We start from the raw sequence: 15,186 nt of genomic DNA, 5'->3' as shown, positions 1-15,186 counted from the left end.
TTTTTTTTTCAATCAACGATTTTTTTGCACAAGTCTGGCAATATGAATCGTTAAATACAAACTTTCGTCACTGGACATTTGATACTGATACTGATTTTCTAATAGTTCAGCGATTTTTTGTACGCATTGATACGCATTTCGGTATTTCACTTTGACCATAGCCAAAAGATCTTCATCAGTTTCATCCGCATGAGGGGTATGGTTCTGCATTCTTGAGACAAAAAACTTCAGATGCGTGGTGAAGCGATAAAAATAAACGGATTCTTCATCAAAGGTTGTTTTAAAAAAATATTTAACAATGTTAATAATGTCTTGCATCGTTTGGGTTAGTTCAGCCACATTTCCTTGGTCACCATTCTCGGTTTGTGCATTGACGAGATGCAGAGCAATAAAGCCAGCTTCGTCATCTGGTAGCTGAATCCCGTAATGTTCTTTGATTTTTTCTACTGTTTTGCAGCCTATTTGGTACTCATCGGGGAAAAAACGCTTGATATCCCACAATAAGACATTTTTGACCGTCATTCCTTTTTTTGATCGTTCAATGGCACAGTGCATGTGATCCGTCAACGAAATGTAAATGGAATCATTGATTGGGGAAGACAATTCTCGCCGAGCATACTCAATGATCTCATTGGATAATTCAAGGTATTCCAGTGGTAAGTCAGCAAGCAGCTCTTGAAATTGAGATAAGATCGTCTGATTTTCTAAGCGATACACTTTATCGATCGCTTCTGAAGAAATGTCATCCCCCACTTTTTTCTTAAAGGCAATCCCCCGCCCCATAACAATAATCTCGTTTTGACTTTGATCGGTAGTGATCACAACATTATTGTTTAACACTTTACTGATTTTCATGTCCTACCCCCACTTACTTTATCATTGCGGATATGGTTCATTGCTTGTCTTTATTGCTGAGCCAACAGTCAACACAGAAAAAACCTCATGAAAGCAGCGCAAATACCGCAGCTTCATCAGGTTTAGCTTGTTAAAAATCAACAATCACTATCCATTAGAACCAGTTCTATTATCTTTATCATAGCAAAGGTAGAAAGCGCTGTCAATCGTTGTTCGTTATTTTTACCGACACCTAATACGAATCTATTGATAGTTTCTTAAAAACACCAGCGATCAATTTCTATTCGTTCTTATCTTAGATAAAGACAAAACCCTTAGCGAAAGAAAAAAACCGCTCCCCAAAGATTTGACTGGTCAGTCTAATAATGGGGAGTCGGCTATGGTATCATTTGCTTCTTGTTTTTACAAAAAAACCTAATCATCTTGTTTACGATAATTTTTTTTGATGTAGGGCTGATTTTCTTGGTTCATACGGATAACGATTTTGTCAAAACTATTGTCACTCACTTGTGTCGAACCACTCATTTTGATTTTTGGCTGTACTTCGATCACCTTTGGTTTATACTGCATTTTCCCTTTTGAGATCCGCTTGACTAAAAGTTCAGCAGCTTGTGAACCAATCTCATACGACGGTTTTTCAATCACAGACATTTCATGATGATAAAGTTTGTTCCAGCCTAAATCATCATAGCCCCCAATCGCAACATCTTCTGGAATCCGTAAGCCCAAGCTATAGATCACATGGATCAACGCAAACATCAACTCACTGTTTTCAGCTAATATTGCTAAACGATAGCCTTGATTTTTTTTCAACAATTCGTTTAGTGATTCCTTACACGCGTCAAATGCCGCTTGTGTTTCTTCGATCTCAAATGCTAGTTGTTCAGGATTTCTGACTGCGATTTTAGAACTTTCCAGAAAAAGAGCAAGCTTTTTCTTCCGACTAGGCGTTATGAGCGGTGGTGTAAAGTAAGCGACTCGATCAAAGCCTTCTGAATAAATACGTTGAATCATCTCGGCCGTCGCTTTTTCATTATCAACGATGACTGTATCAATCATCAATTCTTCGATCGTGCAATCAGCCAGCACGATCTTGACCTTTTGCTCAGTCAAGCTTTTCACGAATGCTTCGTCCTGATTCGACGACAGAATCAGCCCTTCCACTTGACGGTCGATCAACGCTTGAATTTGATCCTGCTGAGAAATATTTTTGTGATCGGTTTCAACAAGAATCACCTGAAAAGATTTTCGTATACAATAATCATTGACACCTCGAACTAAAGCTGCTACTTCCGGGATCATGATATTGCTGACAACGATGCCGATCAATCCCGTTTTATTGTTTTTCAACCCCTGTGCTAGCGCATTTGGACGGTATTCAAGCTCTTCGATCACTTCTTCGATGCGCTTTTTTGTCTCTGCTGACATAAATTCATATTTGCCATTCAAATATCTAGAAACGGTGGTTTTTGAAACATTTGCTTTTTCTGACACCATCTTAATGGTGATTTTCTCATTTGCCATTCAATCCACGCCTTGCTTTTTGCTGTTGGTCAATTATATCATGGAACCCTTGAAAAATGAACAAGGACCGATTTCGTTCGACATGGACTGTCCTATCTCAATAGTGACGGATCGTAAAGAAGCCGCTAAGTGAGCGATTTTCAAAGAACTAGCCCATTGCTTCAATGTGGCGCATTTCTTGCTGCACGACTTCATATATACTTTTTGAAAAGTCGACTTCCAACGGATAAGAAAGCAAAATATCTAACATTTGAGGCAAAAAGTCTGTCTCACACAGTTCTTTTGCAAAGGCCATCGCCGCAATTTCCGAAGCACAACCAACCGTTGAACGGTGCTCGTAGGAAAAAAAGCGCCACAGTGGAATCGTTTTGGTGATATGGTACATCGTTGCCCCATGTTGCTCTTCTAAATAGTGAAAAATTTCATGAGCGATCAAGACTCCTCGGATAACTTCTGGTTTAGGCAATATTTCCGAAGATTGAGTCAGCTCGGTGTAAGCAGCAATGGGTTCAGTGATCAATTCAATGGAGCGCTCCATGATAAACTGCGCAAAGACCATACGAAACTTCGTCGGTTTTCCAGATCTTTCCGTAATCGATAAACCAAGCTTATTCGCCAAGTACCAGGCACGATCTGCCTTTTCCTGTTTTTTTAAATCAAACTGGTCAAGCATTTTTTGCGCCCATGTTCTACCACATAGAATGGCTTCTTCAATGATTTCGTTTTTTTCCTCTTCACTCACTTTATTACGCAGCATCTCGCGGGTAAACTCAAATACTCCCCAACTGAATTCGTTGATGGGCATGAGCTGTTCATACCACGTTTCTAATAATGCCAGATCAACCGTATGTTGCTGTTTTAAGAAAAACCTCTGCTTGATCATAGGGAATTCGCCGCCAGAACCATCACTTCTTCATTTGGATCTAAAGTCGACATTTCGATATCGATCAACAACATCAATGCCTCTAAATCGTTTACTGAAAAGTCCATCACCCGTGGTCCGGCACAAATATAGAAATCTGGACGCAAAATCACTTCTGTCTGATAGATCGCCAAGTCATCCCACAGTTGCTCGACTGCTTGCACATAATTCTCCGCGGTAGTTTTGATGACCTTCCCTGAAGCTCGTTGTACTTTAATAAAGCCTTTTTTATCAAGGATTCGAATTGCCGGATTGTCTCCTGTGGAAACACGGGTTCCAAACACATAAAAATGCGAGCTTTTCTCTAAAAGATCAATTTCGTTGGTAGGTAGCCCCAAATCACCTGCTGCTAATTCTTGGGCTTCCTCGACGGTCGCCTCTGCTAAAAGATCCGTCGTCTTGACTTCGGTGGAACCAGTCGCAATGGCTGTGACTTTAGACGTTTGAGGATCGATTTCGATAAAGACTTCTACACTTTCTGGGGTAGCCCCACTCTCAATGGCTTTATTGATAGCCTCTGTTTTGATTGATCGCAAGTCTTCTTTCGAAGGGGAAGGGATAATCCGTTCAACGACATCTCGCACCATCGCTAGGGCGACACCAATTGAGGAAATCACCTCAGCATTCTCCGGAATCGAATATTTTACGCCCATTTTTTCTGACAAGTAGATAATTAATGACGAAGCGCCGCCACCAACTCCTACTAATGAAATTTGGCTTTTTTCTAATTTGTATTTTTCTGCTAAAGCCAAAATGACTGGCTCTAATTTTGCGTAAGAACGCTCCATGATTTGAGTCGCGATATCTTCGATCGTCGTGCCACAATATTCCGCTAATACGCCCATCGCTTTTCGAGCTGCTTCGATATTCCCATAAGAAAAATGTTCCGGTTTGATCAAGCCCAACACGTTTGCTGCACATGAGTTGGTGATGGTTACCCGTTCACCATTATCAAATTTGATTGCAACATAATCTGCGGGATCGCCTTCTTTCGGACTAAAGAATTCAACCTCTCCTCCTGTCCAATTGGTTGGATCAGAGTAGACAGCGTAGTCAAGACCGGCAATATGTGCAGAACGAGGCCCTACATCTACCACTCCATTAGCAGTTGCACGAATCATGGAACCCCCTGCACAGCCCGTGATCCGAACGTCCAAACTGGAAATGTATGTTTCATGTCCACCAACGACAGAATAGTCGATCGCTGGCCGTCCGTTTTTAATGACACCGATATTGGTGGTTGTACCGCCTACTTCAAAATACACGCCATTTGATGCTCGTAAATACATCAGTGAGCCCATTACTGATGCTGCTGGACCCGAGAGCATAGTCAGAACTGGTCGCTTTTTCATCTCAGCAATCTCCATAACCCCACCATCGCCGCGCATGATCATCAAGGGTACATCTACTCCTGACTCCTTCACAGAGACTTCCGTTGAATTTGCGACAGATAACATTTTAGGTAAAATGCTTGCATTGATAGTAGCAGTTCGTGTTCTTCTGGTCAATCCGTAAAGTTTCGTGATATCCGAAGCAACGGTACATGGAATTCCTTTTTCTGTACAAACTTCCATCACTAGATTTTCAGCATCATTATTATCTACTCCAAAAGCCATACTAGCGACGATCACTTCTGATCCTTGCCTCACTAGATCATCGATCATCTCTTCCACACTCGCTTTATTCATTCCTTTGAGTTTTGAGAAGGCATTGATGATCTTAATGGATCGCTGATTCCCTAGGACGATATCGGCAATTTTTAATTGACGCTTTGCCAGAAACCCTTCGAAACCACCACGAGCCATACCGAAAACACCAATGTCAGCCACATCCCCTTCAATCAAAGCGTTCGTGGCTTGGGTGGTTGAATGAGCAACAAAAATCACACTTTTTGGGTCAATATCATTTTCTTTCATACAATTTTGAAAACTCTCGACAACGCCAGCAGCTACCCCCCGTTCATGATCATGGGTGGTCTTCACGCTGGATTTTCCTATGATCTCGTGAGTCAGATTATCGATAGCGACAGCTTTTGTATGGGTACCACCTACATCGATCCCCATTCTAACTTTTCTTAATTCACTCATTTCCACTTTCCTCCTACATCCATAGTTGCATGATTTATTGATTAGCTATGTTCTTTCGTCGACTAGTTATTCAATCCGAACAAAATGAGCGCAATGATACACAGGATCGCACTAGAAAGCCACCCAGCTGGTATCGAAAACTTCATGAAATCTTTCGAACCCACTTTATGATGTCCTAGCCCCCATGCTACCCATGACTGAGTAATATCCAAATGCTGAGGAGCGATCGTGACCACAGCGAAAAGTGGAAAAATGAATGCCAGATCCCAATTTGTGGCAGCTAAGATCACTGCCGCTACTGCTCCTCCTGATCCGACTAAGTTCAAAGGACCACGGAAGAAACCGAGGGGTGCTAAGATGGCAAATAAGATCGCAAGAGCCACGGTACTATGAGGAACTAGACCGCCAACGATTGGTTCAAAGAAAGGAACCGCTAGACTTGCAGCTGAATTAAACATAGCCAGCACTAATAAGAAACCTACCAGGGGCGCAACATCGACAGCGCCATCTGCAAATTGTTTAGCTAACATGCGGCAAATATTCACAAAACCACCTTTTAATTTTCCGCAAGTCAGTAAGGCGTACAAAGCTGCTAGAATAAATGCAGGAATAATAGGAAACTCAGCAAACACTACGAGTAAGACTGGTGCGATCACAGCAACCCAAGAATACCAAGGAGCATCGCCTGAAGTTGCACCAGGTGTGGAAGCCCACGCTTTGACTTTTGATGATTTCGCACGACTTAAAGCAATATTGGCAAAAACCAATGTCACAATTAAGGAAACGACTAGTGCGATCATGCCGAATGTGAAATAGTCGGAAAACCCATATTCCATCATAGATTGACTTCCTTCAGGTTGTAATGCTGCTAAAATACCTTGGTATTGCACAAAATTTGTTACATTGGCAAAAATTCCCGCCATGATGGAACCCATAAAAGCGAATAAAGCGATCGCTGTTGGAATACCCAACGCTTGCAAAATCGGCATAACGATCACTGCGATAGAGATTACAGGACCAATGCCTGTCATGGAAGTGAAACATAAGGCAGTAACAGTACATAAAAGGGTCATGGTGATCCGTGGTTTATCTCCACCAAGCTCAACAACCTTTCGAATAAGCGTTGCAGCGATCCCTGTATCCATCAAAATCCGACCAAAGAAGGAACCGAAGAAAATATTGACCAGAATCGAACTAGCAAAACCGGCGGGTCCTGTTTGATAAATGTTCGTGATCGTATCGACAAAGTTCAAAGCTGTTAAATCCGGACTCAACGCATTTCCAATAAAAGCTAAAACGGTCCAAAGTGTTGCCATAACGAAGAAACCCACCATCAGGTTGAACCCTTTGACGCAGTACCAAACCATTCCTAAGAAAGAAACGATCATTAAAATACCAATTATAATTTCTACCATAAATTTTCCCTCATCTTTCCATTTGAACTATTTTTTTGTTCATACATCGTGCTGCAAGTTTCTACGTTTGCTACTTCCCCTATTCTCGCTGAATGCGACCTTTGTCATGAAAAAAACGGCTAGACTTGTGACCATTCCCCACGTTTTCTTTCCTCCTCTTTTTTTGTTAACCGTTTTAGTTAACCGGTTAACAAAAATTTTAAAAAAATAAAACAACGAATGATTTCTCGTGTTTATCCACTCCACTATCTTTGAGCTCTCAATACATTCCTATTCGCCCCCTTTCTCAATGGGGCTATCATTATTCCAATCACCCTCCACAATCCTCTCTCGTCGGTTGGGCTTTTCGTAAAAGATAGGCTCAGGATGCTTGCCTTTTGCTTAGATCAGCTTCCCTCCTATTTATCCTCTATGATTTGATCCTCCTATTTGCGCAACATTTCACATGAAGCTCCTTTGCCACTCGCTTGACCATGCGTAATTCCTAGTCTAAACCGAAAGGAATCGCGACCGTTTGATCCGTTTGTATGTCTAGGAGCTAGTTGCTTTAATGTCTACATAATAGCAAAGGATGAAAACGCTGTCAATCACAAATAGAAATTTTTCCCTTCATTTGTTCAATTTATACAAAATAGACCTTAAAATACCTAGGTGGTATTTTAAGGTCTATTGGTCGTTTAAACTTCACTTGCCTGCAAACGATACATATCGGCATACAACCCTTTTTGAGCCAAAAGTTCATCGTGGGTGCCTCGTTCGACGATCGAGCCTTTATCAAGCACCAAAATCAACTCGGCATCGCGGATGGTAGACAACCGATGGGCGATCGCGATCGTGGTTCGTCCTTGACGCATATTGGCCAATCCTTCTTGGATCAGTCCTTCTGTTTCAGTATCAATATTGGCAGTTGCCTCATCCAAGACCAGAACTTTCGGATCGGTCACCATCGTGCGAGCAAAGGAGATCAATTGTCGCTGACCGCTTGAATAACTGGCACCCCGTTCAATCACTTTGGCGTGGTATTTACCAGGTAGTTTTTGAATGAAAGCATCTGCTTGAACAAATTTTGCTGCTTTTTCAATCTGTTCCTCATCAATGTCCTGATTTAATAAGCGGATATTATCAGCGATGTCCCCATAAAACATGAAGGCATCTTGCAATACGAGTCCAACTTTTTTCCGAAGCTCTTCCATCGTAAAGTCGCGGATATCTTGATCATCGATCAAAATTTGTCCTTCCCCGAATTCATAAAAACGCATCAGCACATTGATGATCGAGCTCTTGCCACTTCCTGTGTGACCGACTAAAGCCACGGTCTCACCTGGATAGGCGATGAAAGAAATATGATTCAATACGTTGTTTTTTCCATCATAGGAAAAACTGACATCACGAAATTCGATTTTTCCTTTGGTGATGGTTTGACTGGCATCGGGGTTTTGCTGCGGCGTATATTCTTCATTATCCATAATCTTCAAAATACGGCTGCCGGCTACCATCCCATCAGTAAAGACGCTGAGAAAATCCATCATCTGTGTCATGGGATTAAAAAATCCTTGAATATAGGTCGTAAAGGCGAAAATCAACCCGACTTCAATGGGCGATTCTAAAGCATCAAACCCAAAGACCGTCAATGACAAGGCGATCGCTAAGGCATACAACAAACTAATGATTGGTGATAATAGCAGCGCATTCGTGCGGATCATGGCGTATCTAGTTTTCAAATAATCATCGTTGGTCGCTTCGAATTCTTCATTCAGCCGCGCCTCTTGGCGGAATTGTTGAATGATCTGCATACCAGAAATCGATTCATTCAATTTCGTATTCAGCTGACTCAGTTTTTCCCGCATTTGACGATAGATACGAGAGCTGAATTTTTGATAATACCAGATGACTACCATTAGGATTGGCAGAAAAATCAAGTTTAATAAGGCGATTTTGACGTTGATGCGGAACATGGCGGCAAAAGAAGAAACCACCGCAAAAATTCCTGTCAATACCATCAAGAAGACATACCAAAATTCATACAATGTTTCTGTGTCGTTGCTGACCCGTGAAACGATTGACCCTGCTGGTGTCTGATCGAAATAGCGCATCCCAAGACTATGCAATTTTTCAAATAATTTTGCTCGAATATATTGATAGGTTTTTAAAGAACCCATCGAATAAAGGAACCATTGGAAAAACCAAATCACAGCTTTTACCAACACCCCAAAGAAATACAGCGCAGCAAAGAAATAAATGACTTGCTGGGTCGCCGTTTGATTGGTCAAATAATTATCCATAAAGGTTTGAATGATCAAAGGCAACAAGATATTGACGATCGATAGCACAAAAGCAAAAAAGATCGCTGCATAGAAGGTTTTTCGAAATGGCTTGGCAAAAAGAAACATTCGTTTGATGATGTTTTTTTGCTCTTTAAAGGGAATCGATTTGCTCCATTCTGATTCTTGCATTAGGCTTCACTCCCTTCGATTTTGGCTTCTAATTGCTGTTTGTCCCACATTTTTTTATACCAGCCATTTGCAGCCAATAATTGTTCATGGGTCCCGCGTTCACTGATTTTCCCATTGTCGATCACCAGAATTTCTTCTGCGTGCTTGACACTGCTTAGGCGGTGAGCAGCAATGATTGTTGTTTTATTCTGACGGAAGGTCCGTAACTGTTGTAAAATAGCTTCTTCAGTTTTGGCATCTACTGCTGAAAGGGCGTCATCTAAAATCAATAATTCTGGATCAGTGATCAAGGCACGGGCAATGGATAAACGCTGTTTTTGTCCGCCGGAAAGAGAAACACCACGTTCCCCCACCATCGTTTCGTATCCATCAGGAAACTGACTAATATCCTCATGGATCACTGCTAATCCAGCAGCCGCTTCCACTTCTGCTTGAGAAGCTCGTGGTTGCGCAAAGCGGATATTGTCTCGAATCGTCATGGAAAACAAGAAATGATCTTGCGGAACATAGCCAATCGAACCCAAAAGAGCATTCAAGGAGTATTGCTTACTGTCGATGCCCCCGAAGGTGATCGCTCCATCAAATGAATCATACTCTCGCAACAAAAGCTTCATCAAAGAGGTTTTTCCAGCACCGGTTTTCCCGACGACACCAAGTGTTTGCCCGGCAGGCAAAGTAAAGTGGATGTCTTGCAGGGCAAAATCATCTCCTTGATAGTGAAACTCATTGATTTGAACGTTCACCGTTCCTTGGGCTGGGGCATCGACCGCATCTTTGGCTTCAATAATATGGGTCTTGGCCGCCAACAATTCGGCAACCCGATCATAACTAGCATTGCCTCGTTCCAGCACATTAAACAGACGTCCGATGGCAAACATCGGCCAAACTAACATACCGATATAACTGATGAAGGATACCAATTGACCGATCGAGATGGTACCGTCCATAACATAATTGCCGCCAACGATGATCGTCAGCACATAGGAGATTCCGATGATGATCGTAATAAACGGATCAAACAAGGCATCCAGAAAATTGACTTTGCGGTTTTTGATGATGGCATGGTCGATTTTGGTTTGAAAATCAGCGATGTCCTCTTTTTCCTGTCCAAAAGTTTTGATGACTTTCATCCCAGTAATACTTTCTTGGGCTTTGTCGTTGATGGAAGAAAAGGCTTCTTGAGAGTCACGAAACGCATCATGCAATTTGCTACCAAGCACCCGTGCCATGACTGCTAAGAAAGGCAGCGGCAATAGAGCAATGATCGTTAACCGCCAGTCGATAAAGAGAACCATCGCAATGATGGTTGCCCCTCCCGAGATGAAGGAATCGGCAAAGGTTAAGATCCCCGCCCCTGCCACATTTTGGATGGCATTCAAGTCATTGGTGGCATGGGCCATCAAATCACCTGTCCGATGCTTTTGATAAAACAACTGATCCATCCTTGTAAAATGTGCAAATAGCTGTCTGCGTAACGTTTTTTCTAGCCGAGCAGCACTGCCCCAGATATGCGTCCGCCAGACGAAACGGAACACGTATTGAGCGATGGCTGAAGCAATCAAGATCATGACCCAAAAAAAGATCGTCTGCATCGAGATCTCTTTTTCCGCAATCTCATCGATGATGATCCCGATAACTTTTGGGGGTGCCAACTGTACCAAGGCGACTAGGACTAAAGAGCCTACGCCTAACAAATAATGTTTCTTTTCTTGTTTAAAAAACCAACCTAACTTCCTAAATATTGACATAACACTCTCCATTTCTTTGTGACCTGTTGCCTAAATTTTGCAATTTTTCCGAATATTCATTGGATTCGGATTCGATTGCTCCCCCGCTATTCACAGAACGTAAATAGAAAAAGTAGCCTGGGGACATTTTTTATTAGTTGCTGCGTTTTGCCGCAATAAAAAGCGAGCTGATAAAATCAGCCCGCTTTTTAGAAAAAAACCTACTTTTGGTTTTTCATTTGCTGCATCATCTGACGAATCTTTTTCTCAGAAGGTTTTTGACCCATTGACATCATCATCGAGCGAAGCATATCCTCATTAACGGGAGGATTTTTCTTTAGATAATCTTGCATATATTTACGCGCCAAAAAGAAGCCGCCGACAGCGCCTAGTAATGCTGCAACAACAGCGATCACGATTACGATTCCTATATTAATAGTCATTTGAAAACTCTCCTTTCTCTTGTACTCTCAATGAATCATTTTACTAGAAAAAAACACAAAAAGAAAGAGTGAAAGCTGGATTTATCCAAAAACTTTCACTCGTTTCCTCAACTTAATGCGACATCTCTTTTGTTGAATAACCAATTTGTTAAAAGGTAGATTAAAACACTGTAAACAAGGATCCCGATCGCCATTTCCCAATAGCCCAATCCCGGATCAAAGGCAGTCATCTGCATGTCAGGACTATTTAATAAACTCGGTATCTGCTCTTTGATATTCATAAAATTAAATGGATTCCACTTCAGCCATGAGTATTTTTCTTGCGCAAAAAGCATGATCGAGTTGATGATGCTGCTTCCGAACAACATACCCAGGCCTAAGCCTACCGCCAGGCTTTGAGAGCGAATGACGGCTGAGATAAAGATGGTCAATGCAATATAAAAGACAATCAATAGCAAGTTGGTTCCCGCAAAAACAAGGGCAACGAGAATCGCCGCTAGCCCGTTGTAGCCAGTAGCAGCAAAAGGTGATTCAGCTGCTAAAAATAAATTGGCAGCTGCTAAACTACTGATGAGTAAAACAGCAGTCCCTAAAAGCGCAAATAAAAACGTGTTGATGGCTTTTGCTGCTAAGATTTGGCTTCTGGAAAAAGGCCGAATCAATAAGAACTTGATCGTTCCACGACTGAACTCTTCCGCCACTGAAGAAGCTGCCACAATCACTACAAATAAGTTTAAGAACGAAGTCATGTCGCTCAAAGAAGCAAACAAATCATTGGCACCAATTTCTGGACTACCTAAGCGTACCACATAGGTCAAGCCAAACGTCATTAAAACCAATAAAAGCAACATGATCCAAGTAGAACGCTTTTTGGTTAATTTGATCCATTCATTTTTAATCAATGTCAGCATGCTTACAAACCTCCTTCTTCGGTCCAAGCCAAGAATGTATCTTCTAGAGAAGATTGCTTTGTCCGTAGTTCTTTCAAGCCGATACCCGCCGTCACGATCGCTGCAGCGATTGCCGAACGCTGATCGGTTGCTAGAGTGACTTGCAATTCATCTGCAACCTGCAGGACCTCGACCTCAAAGGAAGCTTTTAACAGTGCTTCTGTTTGCGCATTATCATCTGTTTTAATAATCAGTACATTTTTCTCTGCTTTCAACTCTGCCATTGCTACTTGATGAGTGACTTTTCCTTTTTGCACCACGATCAAATGATCGGCAATTTGTTCGATATCGCTTAATTGATGACTGGAAACTAAGACAGAAACTCCTTTTTCTCTCAAAGAAAGAATCATTTCTCGAAACTCCCGCATGCCTTTAGGATCCAGACCATTCATCGGCTCATCTAAAACTAATAAGTCTGGTTGATGGACCAATGCCTGGGCAACACCTAAACGCTGACGCATCCCTAATGAATAGGTTTTGACTTTTTGATGGATATGTCCTTCTAAATGTACCTGACGAATAAGTGCTTCTAATTCTGCTGTCGTACTTTTTTTCTTCGCCATGCGCTGATACTGCATCAAATTTTCATATCCGGTCATGTAATTATAAAACTCAGGATTCTCAACGATCGCTCCGACTGAGGCAATCGCTGTTTTAAACGAAGAATCCAATAAATTTCCCATAATGGCAATCGATCCTGTGTTGTGCTTCATCAAGCCAACGATCATCCGGATCATCGTCGTCTTCCCAGCCCCATTAGGCCCTAATAAACCAACGACTTGTCCTTGGTCCACCACAAAGGAAACATCATCAATGATTCGTTTGGTTCCAATCAATTTGGAAACATTTTGCAGTGCTAATACTTCTGTCAAAGTTACCCCTTCTTCCTAACACCATTTCTGCAACAATTTTAAATAAAAAACGTTATGATAATATGTATACCATGCCATCTCTGTAAAAAAAAGTCAAGAAGCGAAAAAGGAACATCGATGCTCCTGTTTTTGCTTCTTGTCCTCTTCGTCTATCACTGTCACTTTTCAGGTTTGACCTATTGCTACTGGTCAAAAACTTGGCAAAATTATAAGTTCTATTTGCTCGATCTTATAGCGGGATCACTCCGTTCGGGTGAATGCCAGCTGGGCGAACGCCGCCTTATTCTTGGCACTTCTGATCTGTTTGATCACTTGCTTGAGCTGTTTCCACTCCTTTGCGCTTGGGTGACCATTCCAATAAAAGAGGTACGGCTGTTCTTCCTCAGAAAATTCCTGATGGATCGGATAATCGCTGATCACCAAATCTGGCTTTTGAGACAGCGAATAATGGGCCATCGCTCGATGCGTGGCGTTCATCAAGCGGTTCTTGATCCAAAGCTCTTGCGTTTTTCCGTATTTCGAATGGATCGAGAACGTGACCGGCTGTTCATATTTTATAAAAATAACTCTCAGTAACATACAGTATTGGAAAATCAAGCGATCATTCATTTGCAGTAATCTACGCAACTCTGGTAAAGAAACAGTCGCTTCCAAAAAAAAACGTTTCATGGTTGGATAAAGCACCGGAAAAGCTGCTTGCAGCTCTTGCTCGTCGGTTGTTTTGCCAAAACTATCGCTTTTTTGTCGCGTACCAAAACAGCCAGAGGCGGAATGGATCATTACCAGATTAACCAGTAAATAGTTTTTTTCGGCTTCTGTAAACGTCAACCGAAAATACACGGCTAGTTTTTCAACGAGCTGCGCTTCTTGCTGGTACTGTGGTTGAGTCAGCCACGAGATGTTAGCAGCATCGAGATCCTCCTCAAGATAGGTGTTCATTACGCCAAACATATAATACAAGAAACTGCGTTCATCCTCCGAAATATCAGAAAAAGGCAGATGATTCCTGTTAAACAATGGTTTCAAAAAGACCTGATCAAACTGATTTTTTTCAATTAATGGGTGCTCAAACGCCAGTACTTCTTTTGGTAAAAATGAAAGCGGATGCTTTTGATGGATTCTTTGCACGGAGATAGCGAATAGATGAAGAAATTTCTCGATATCGATTTTTCTCATATAAGAAGCATGGGTTTCAAACAACGCTACAGCCTGCTCTTTCTCCTTGAGCGATGCCAAGACTCGTGAGTCCTTCTCATCAAAAATTTGCCAATAGGTAAGATGATAAAAATAGCGGATCGCATATTCAGCACCTGCCAAAGGATCACCTTTTTTTAAACTATAGGACAAATGATAGTTCGCCAAAACATGATTTAACTCCTGCAATTTTCGTTGAATCGTGCGGGGACTCCTAAAGGTTTTTTGACTGAGTTGTTCAAGGGAATGATAGTCCCCCTGAAAGAGTGCATCCAGCAAGATAAATCCAACGGTTCCCCGCAACAATATACTATAGGCTTGACTCAATAGGAATCGTGGAGAAAAAGCAATGGACACTTCTTTCTCCAGCCGATCATAGGTCAAAGTAAACTGAGGATAGCGTGCACGAAACACCTCTACTTGCTGAACGATCGACTGCATTTTGTTGGTTTTCCAATCGAAAACACCTGAGAGCTCTTTCATTGTATAATCTTTCTTGTTCGTTTCGTAACAATGACTTAGAAACGCATAAATTTGTTTTTCTGTCGTATCCAAAAGTGCCTGTAACATGAAATTTCCCTCGCTTGAATAATCAGCAAACGCTGTTTTTACCCTAAATTTGTCATCTTACAAAATTGTAAGCTGTCAGTGTTTGGTGATCGTACCACCGTGCGCTCTTTTCTGTCAAATCACTTTTAACAAATTTTCCTTTCGTTATCTGTGTATTTTCATAAAAAAAAGTCT

At 41.7% G+C, this 15,186-nt stretch carries 11 protein-coding genes; all 11 read right to left on the bottom strand.

Going from position 1 to position 15,186, the window contains the following annotated elements; genetic code table 11:
- Positions 1-12 precede the first annotated feature (12 nt).
- Complete coding sequence (gene licT, locus A5870_RS06730; RefSeq protein ID WP_086292199.1) at positions 13-855, bottom strand: BglG family transcription antiterminator LicT; 843 nt, start codon at positions 853-855, stop codon at positions 13-15.
- Positions 856-1,269: 414 nt separating this feature from the next.
- On the bottom strand, positions 1,270-2,379 hold the full coding sequence (locus A5870_RS06725) for a LacI family DNA-binding transcriptional regulator (protein ID WP_086292198.1): 1,110 nt from the start codon (positions 2,377-2,379) through the stop codon (positions 1,270-1,272).
- A 148-nt stretch (positions 2,380-2,527) separates the two neighbouring features.
- Entirely contained in the window at positions 2,528-3,262 is a 735-nt protein-coding gene (locus tag A5870_RS06720; RefSeq protein WP_086292197.1) for a hypothetical protein, read from the bottom strand.
- Positions 3,259-5,388 (bottom strand): hydantoinase/oxoprolinase family protein, encoded by a 2,130-nt coding sequence (locus tag A5870_RS06715; RefSeq protein ID WP_086292196.1) that lies wholly within the window; start codon positions 5,386-5,388, stop codon positions 3,259-3,261. The genes A5870_RS06720 and A5870_RS06715 overlap by 4 nt, the downstream gene beginning before the upstream one ends.
- A gap of 62 nt (positions 5,389-5,450) precedes the next feature.
- Positions 5,451-6,803: an SLC13 family permease gene (locus A5870_RS06710; protein ID WP_086292195.1), complete on the bottom strand. Its 1,353-nt coding sequence runs from the start codon at positions 6,801-6,803 to the stop codon at positions 5,451-5,453.
- A 677-nt stretch (positions 6,804-7,480) separates the two neighbouring features.
- Entirely contained in the window at positions 7,481-9,256 is a 1,776-nt protein-coding gene (locus tag A5870_RS06695) for an ABC transporter ATP-binding protein (RefSeq protein WP_086292193.1), read from the bottom strand.
- Positions 9,256-11,004 (bottom strand): ABC transporter ATP-binding protein, encoded by a 1,749-nt coding sequence (locus A5870_RS06690; protein ID WP_086292192.1) that lies wholly within the window; start codon positions 11,002-11,004, stop codon positions 9,256-9,258. The genes A5870_RS06695 and A5870_RS06690 overlap by 1 nt, the downstream gene beginning before the upstream one ends.
- A gap of 200 nt (positions 11,005-11,204) precedes the next feature.
- Positions 11,205-11,426, bottom strand: a complete 222-nt coding sequence (locus A5870_RS06685) for a YneF family protein (protein ID WP_005225816.1) — start codon at positions 11,424-11,426, stop codon at positions 11,205-11,207.
- 107 nt (positions 11,427-11,533) lie between these two features.
- A complete protein-coding gene (locus A5870_RS06680; RefSeq protein ID WP_081118090.1) occupies positions 11,534-12,337 on the bottom strand; it encodes an ABC transporter permease in 804 nt (267 codons plus the stop codon).
- 2 nt (positions 12,338-12,339) lie between these two features.
- The gene (locus tag A5870_RS06675; protein ID WP_086292191.1) at positions 12,340-13,248 is read right to left on the bottom strand and encodes an ABC transporter ATP-binding protein; all 909 of its coding nucleotides are present in this window, start codon (positions 13,246-13,248) and stop codon (positions 12,340-12,342) included.
- A 240-nt stretch (positions 13,249-13,488) separates the two neighbouring features.
- A complete protein-coding gene (locus tag A5870_RS06670) occupies positions 13,489-15,012 on the bottom strand; it encodes a helix-turn-helix domain-containing protein (RefSeq protein ID WP_086292190.1) in 1,524 nt (507 codons plus the stop codon).
- Positions 15,013-15,186 lie beyond the last annotated feature (174 nt).

It is taken from the genome of Enterococcus sp. 2G9_DIV0600, assembly GCF_002140615.1.
GTDB classification, from domain to species: domain Bacteria; phylum Bacillota; class Bacilli; order Lactobacillales; family Enterococcaceae; genus Enterococcus_D; species Enterococcus_D innesii.
This window is presented reverse-complemented; position numbering and strand designations above follow the sequence as displayed.

Bases quoted from the DNA above. Each gene is read 5' to 3' on its own strand.
- licT (WP_086292199.1), bottom strand. From the start codon at position 855: ATGAAAATCAGTAAAGTGTTAAACAATAATGTTGTGATCACTACCGAT.
- A5870_RS06725 (WP_086292198.1), bottom strand. From the start codon at position 2,379: ATGGCAAATGAGAAAATCACCATTAAGATGGTGTCAGAAAAAGCAAAT.
- A5870_RS06720 (WP_086292197.1), bottom strand. From the start codon at position 3,262: ATGATCAAGCAGAGGTTTTTCTTAAAACAGCAACATACGGTTGATCTG.
- A5870_RS06715 (WP_086292196.1), bottom strand. From the start codon at position 5,388: ATGAGTGAATTAAGAAAAGTTAGAATGGGGATCGATGTAGGTGGTACC.
- A5870_RS06710 (WP_086292195.1), bottom strand. From the start codon at position 6,803: ATGGTAGAAATTATAATTGGTATTTTAATGATCGTTTCTTTCTTAGGA.
- A5870_RS06695 (WP_086292193.1), bottom strand. From the start codon at position 9,256: ATGCAAGAATCAGAATGGAGCAAATCGATTCCCTTTAAAGAGCAAAAA.
- A5870_RS06690 (WP_086292192.1), bottom strand. From the start codon at position 11,004: ATGTCAATATTTAGGAAGTTAGGTTGGTTTTTTAAACAAGAAAAGAAA.
- A5870_RS06685 (WP_005225816.1), bottom strand. From the start codon at position 11,426: ATGACTATTAATATAGGAATCGTAATCGTGATCGCTGTTGTTGCAGCA.
- A5870_RS06680 (WP_081118090.1), bottom strand. From the start codon at position 12,337: ATGCTGACATTGATTAAAAATGAATGGATCAAATTAACCAAAAAGCGT.
- A5870_RS06670 (WP_086292190.1), bottom strand. From the start codon at position 15,012: ATGTTACAGGCACTTTTGGATACGACAGAAAAACAAATTTATGCGTTT.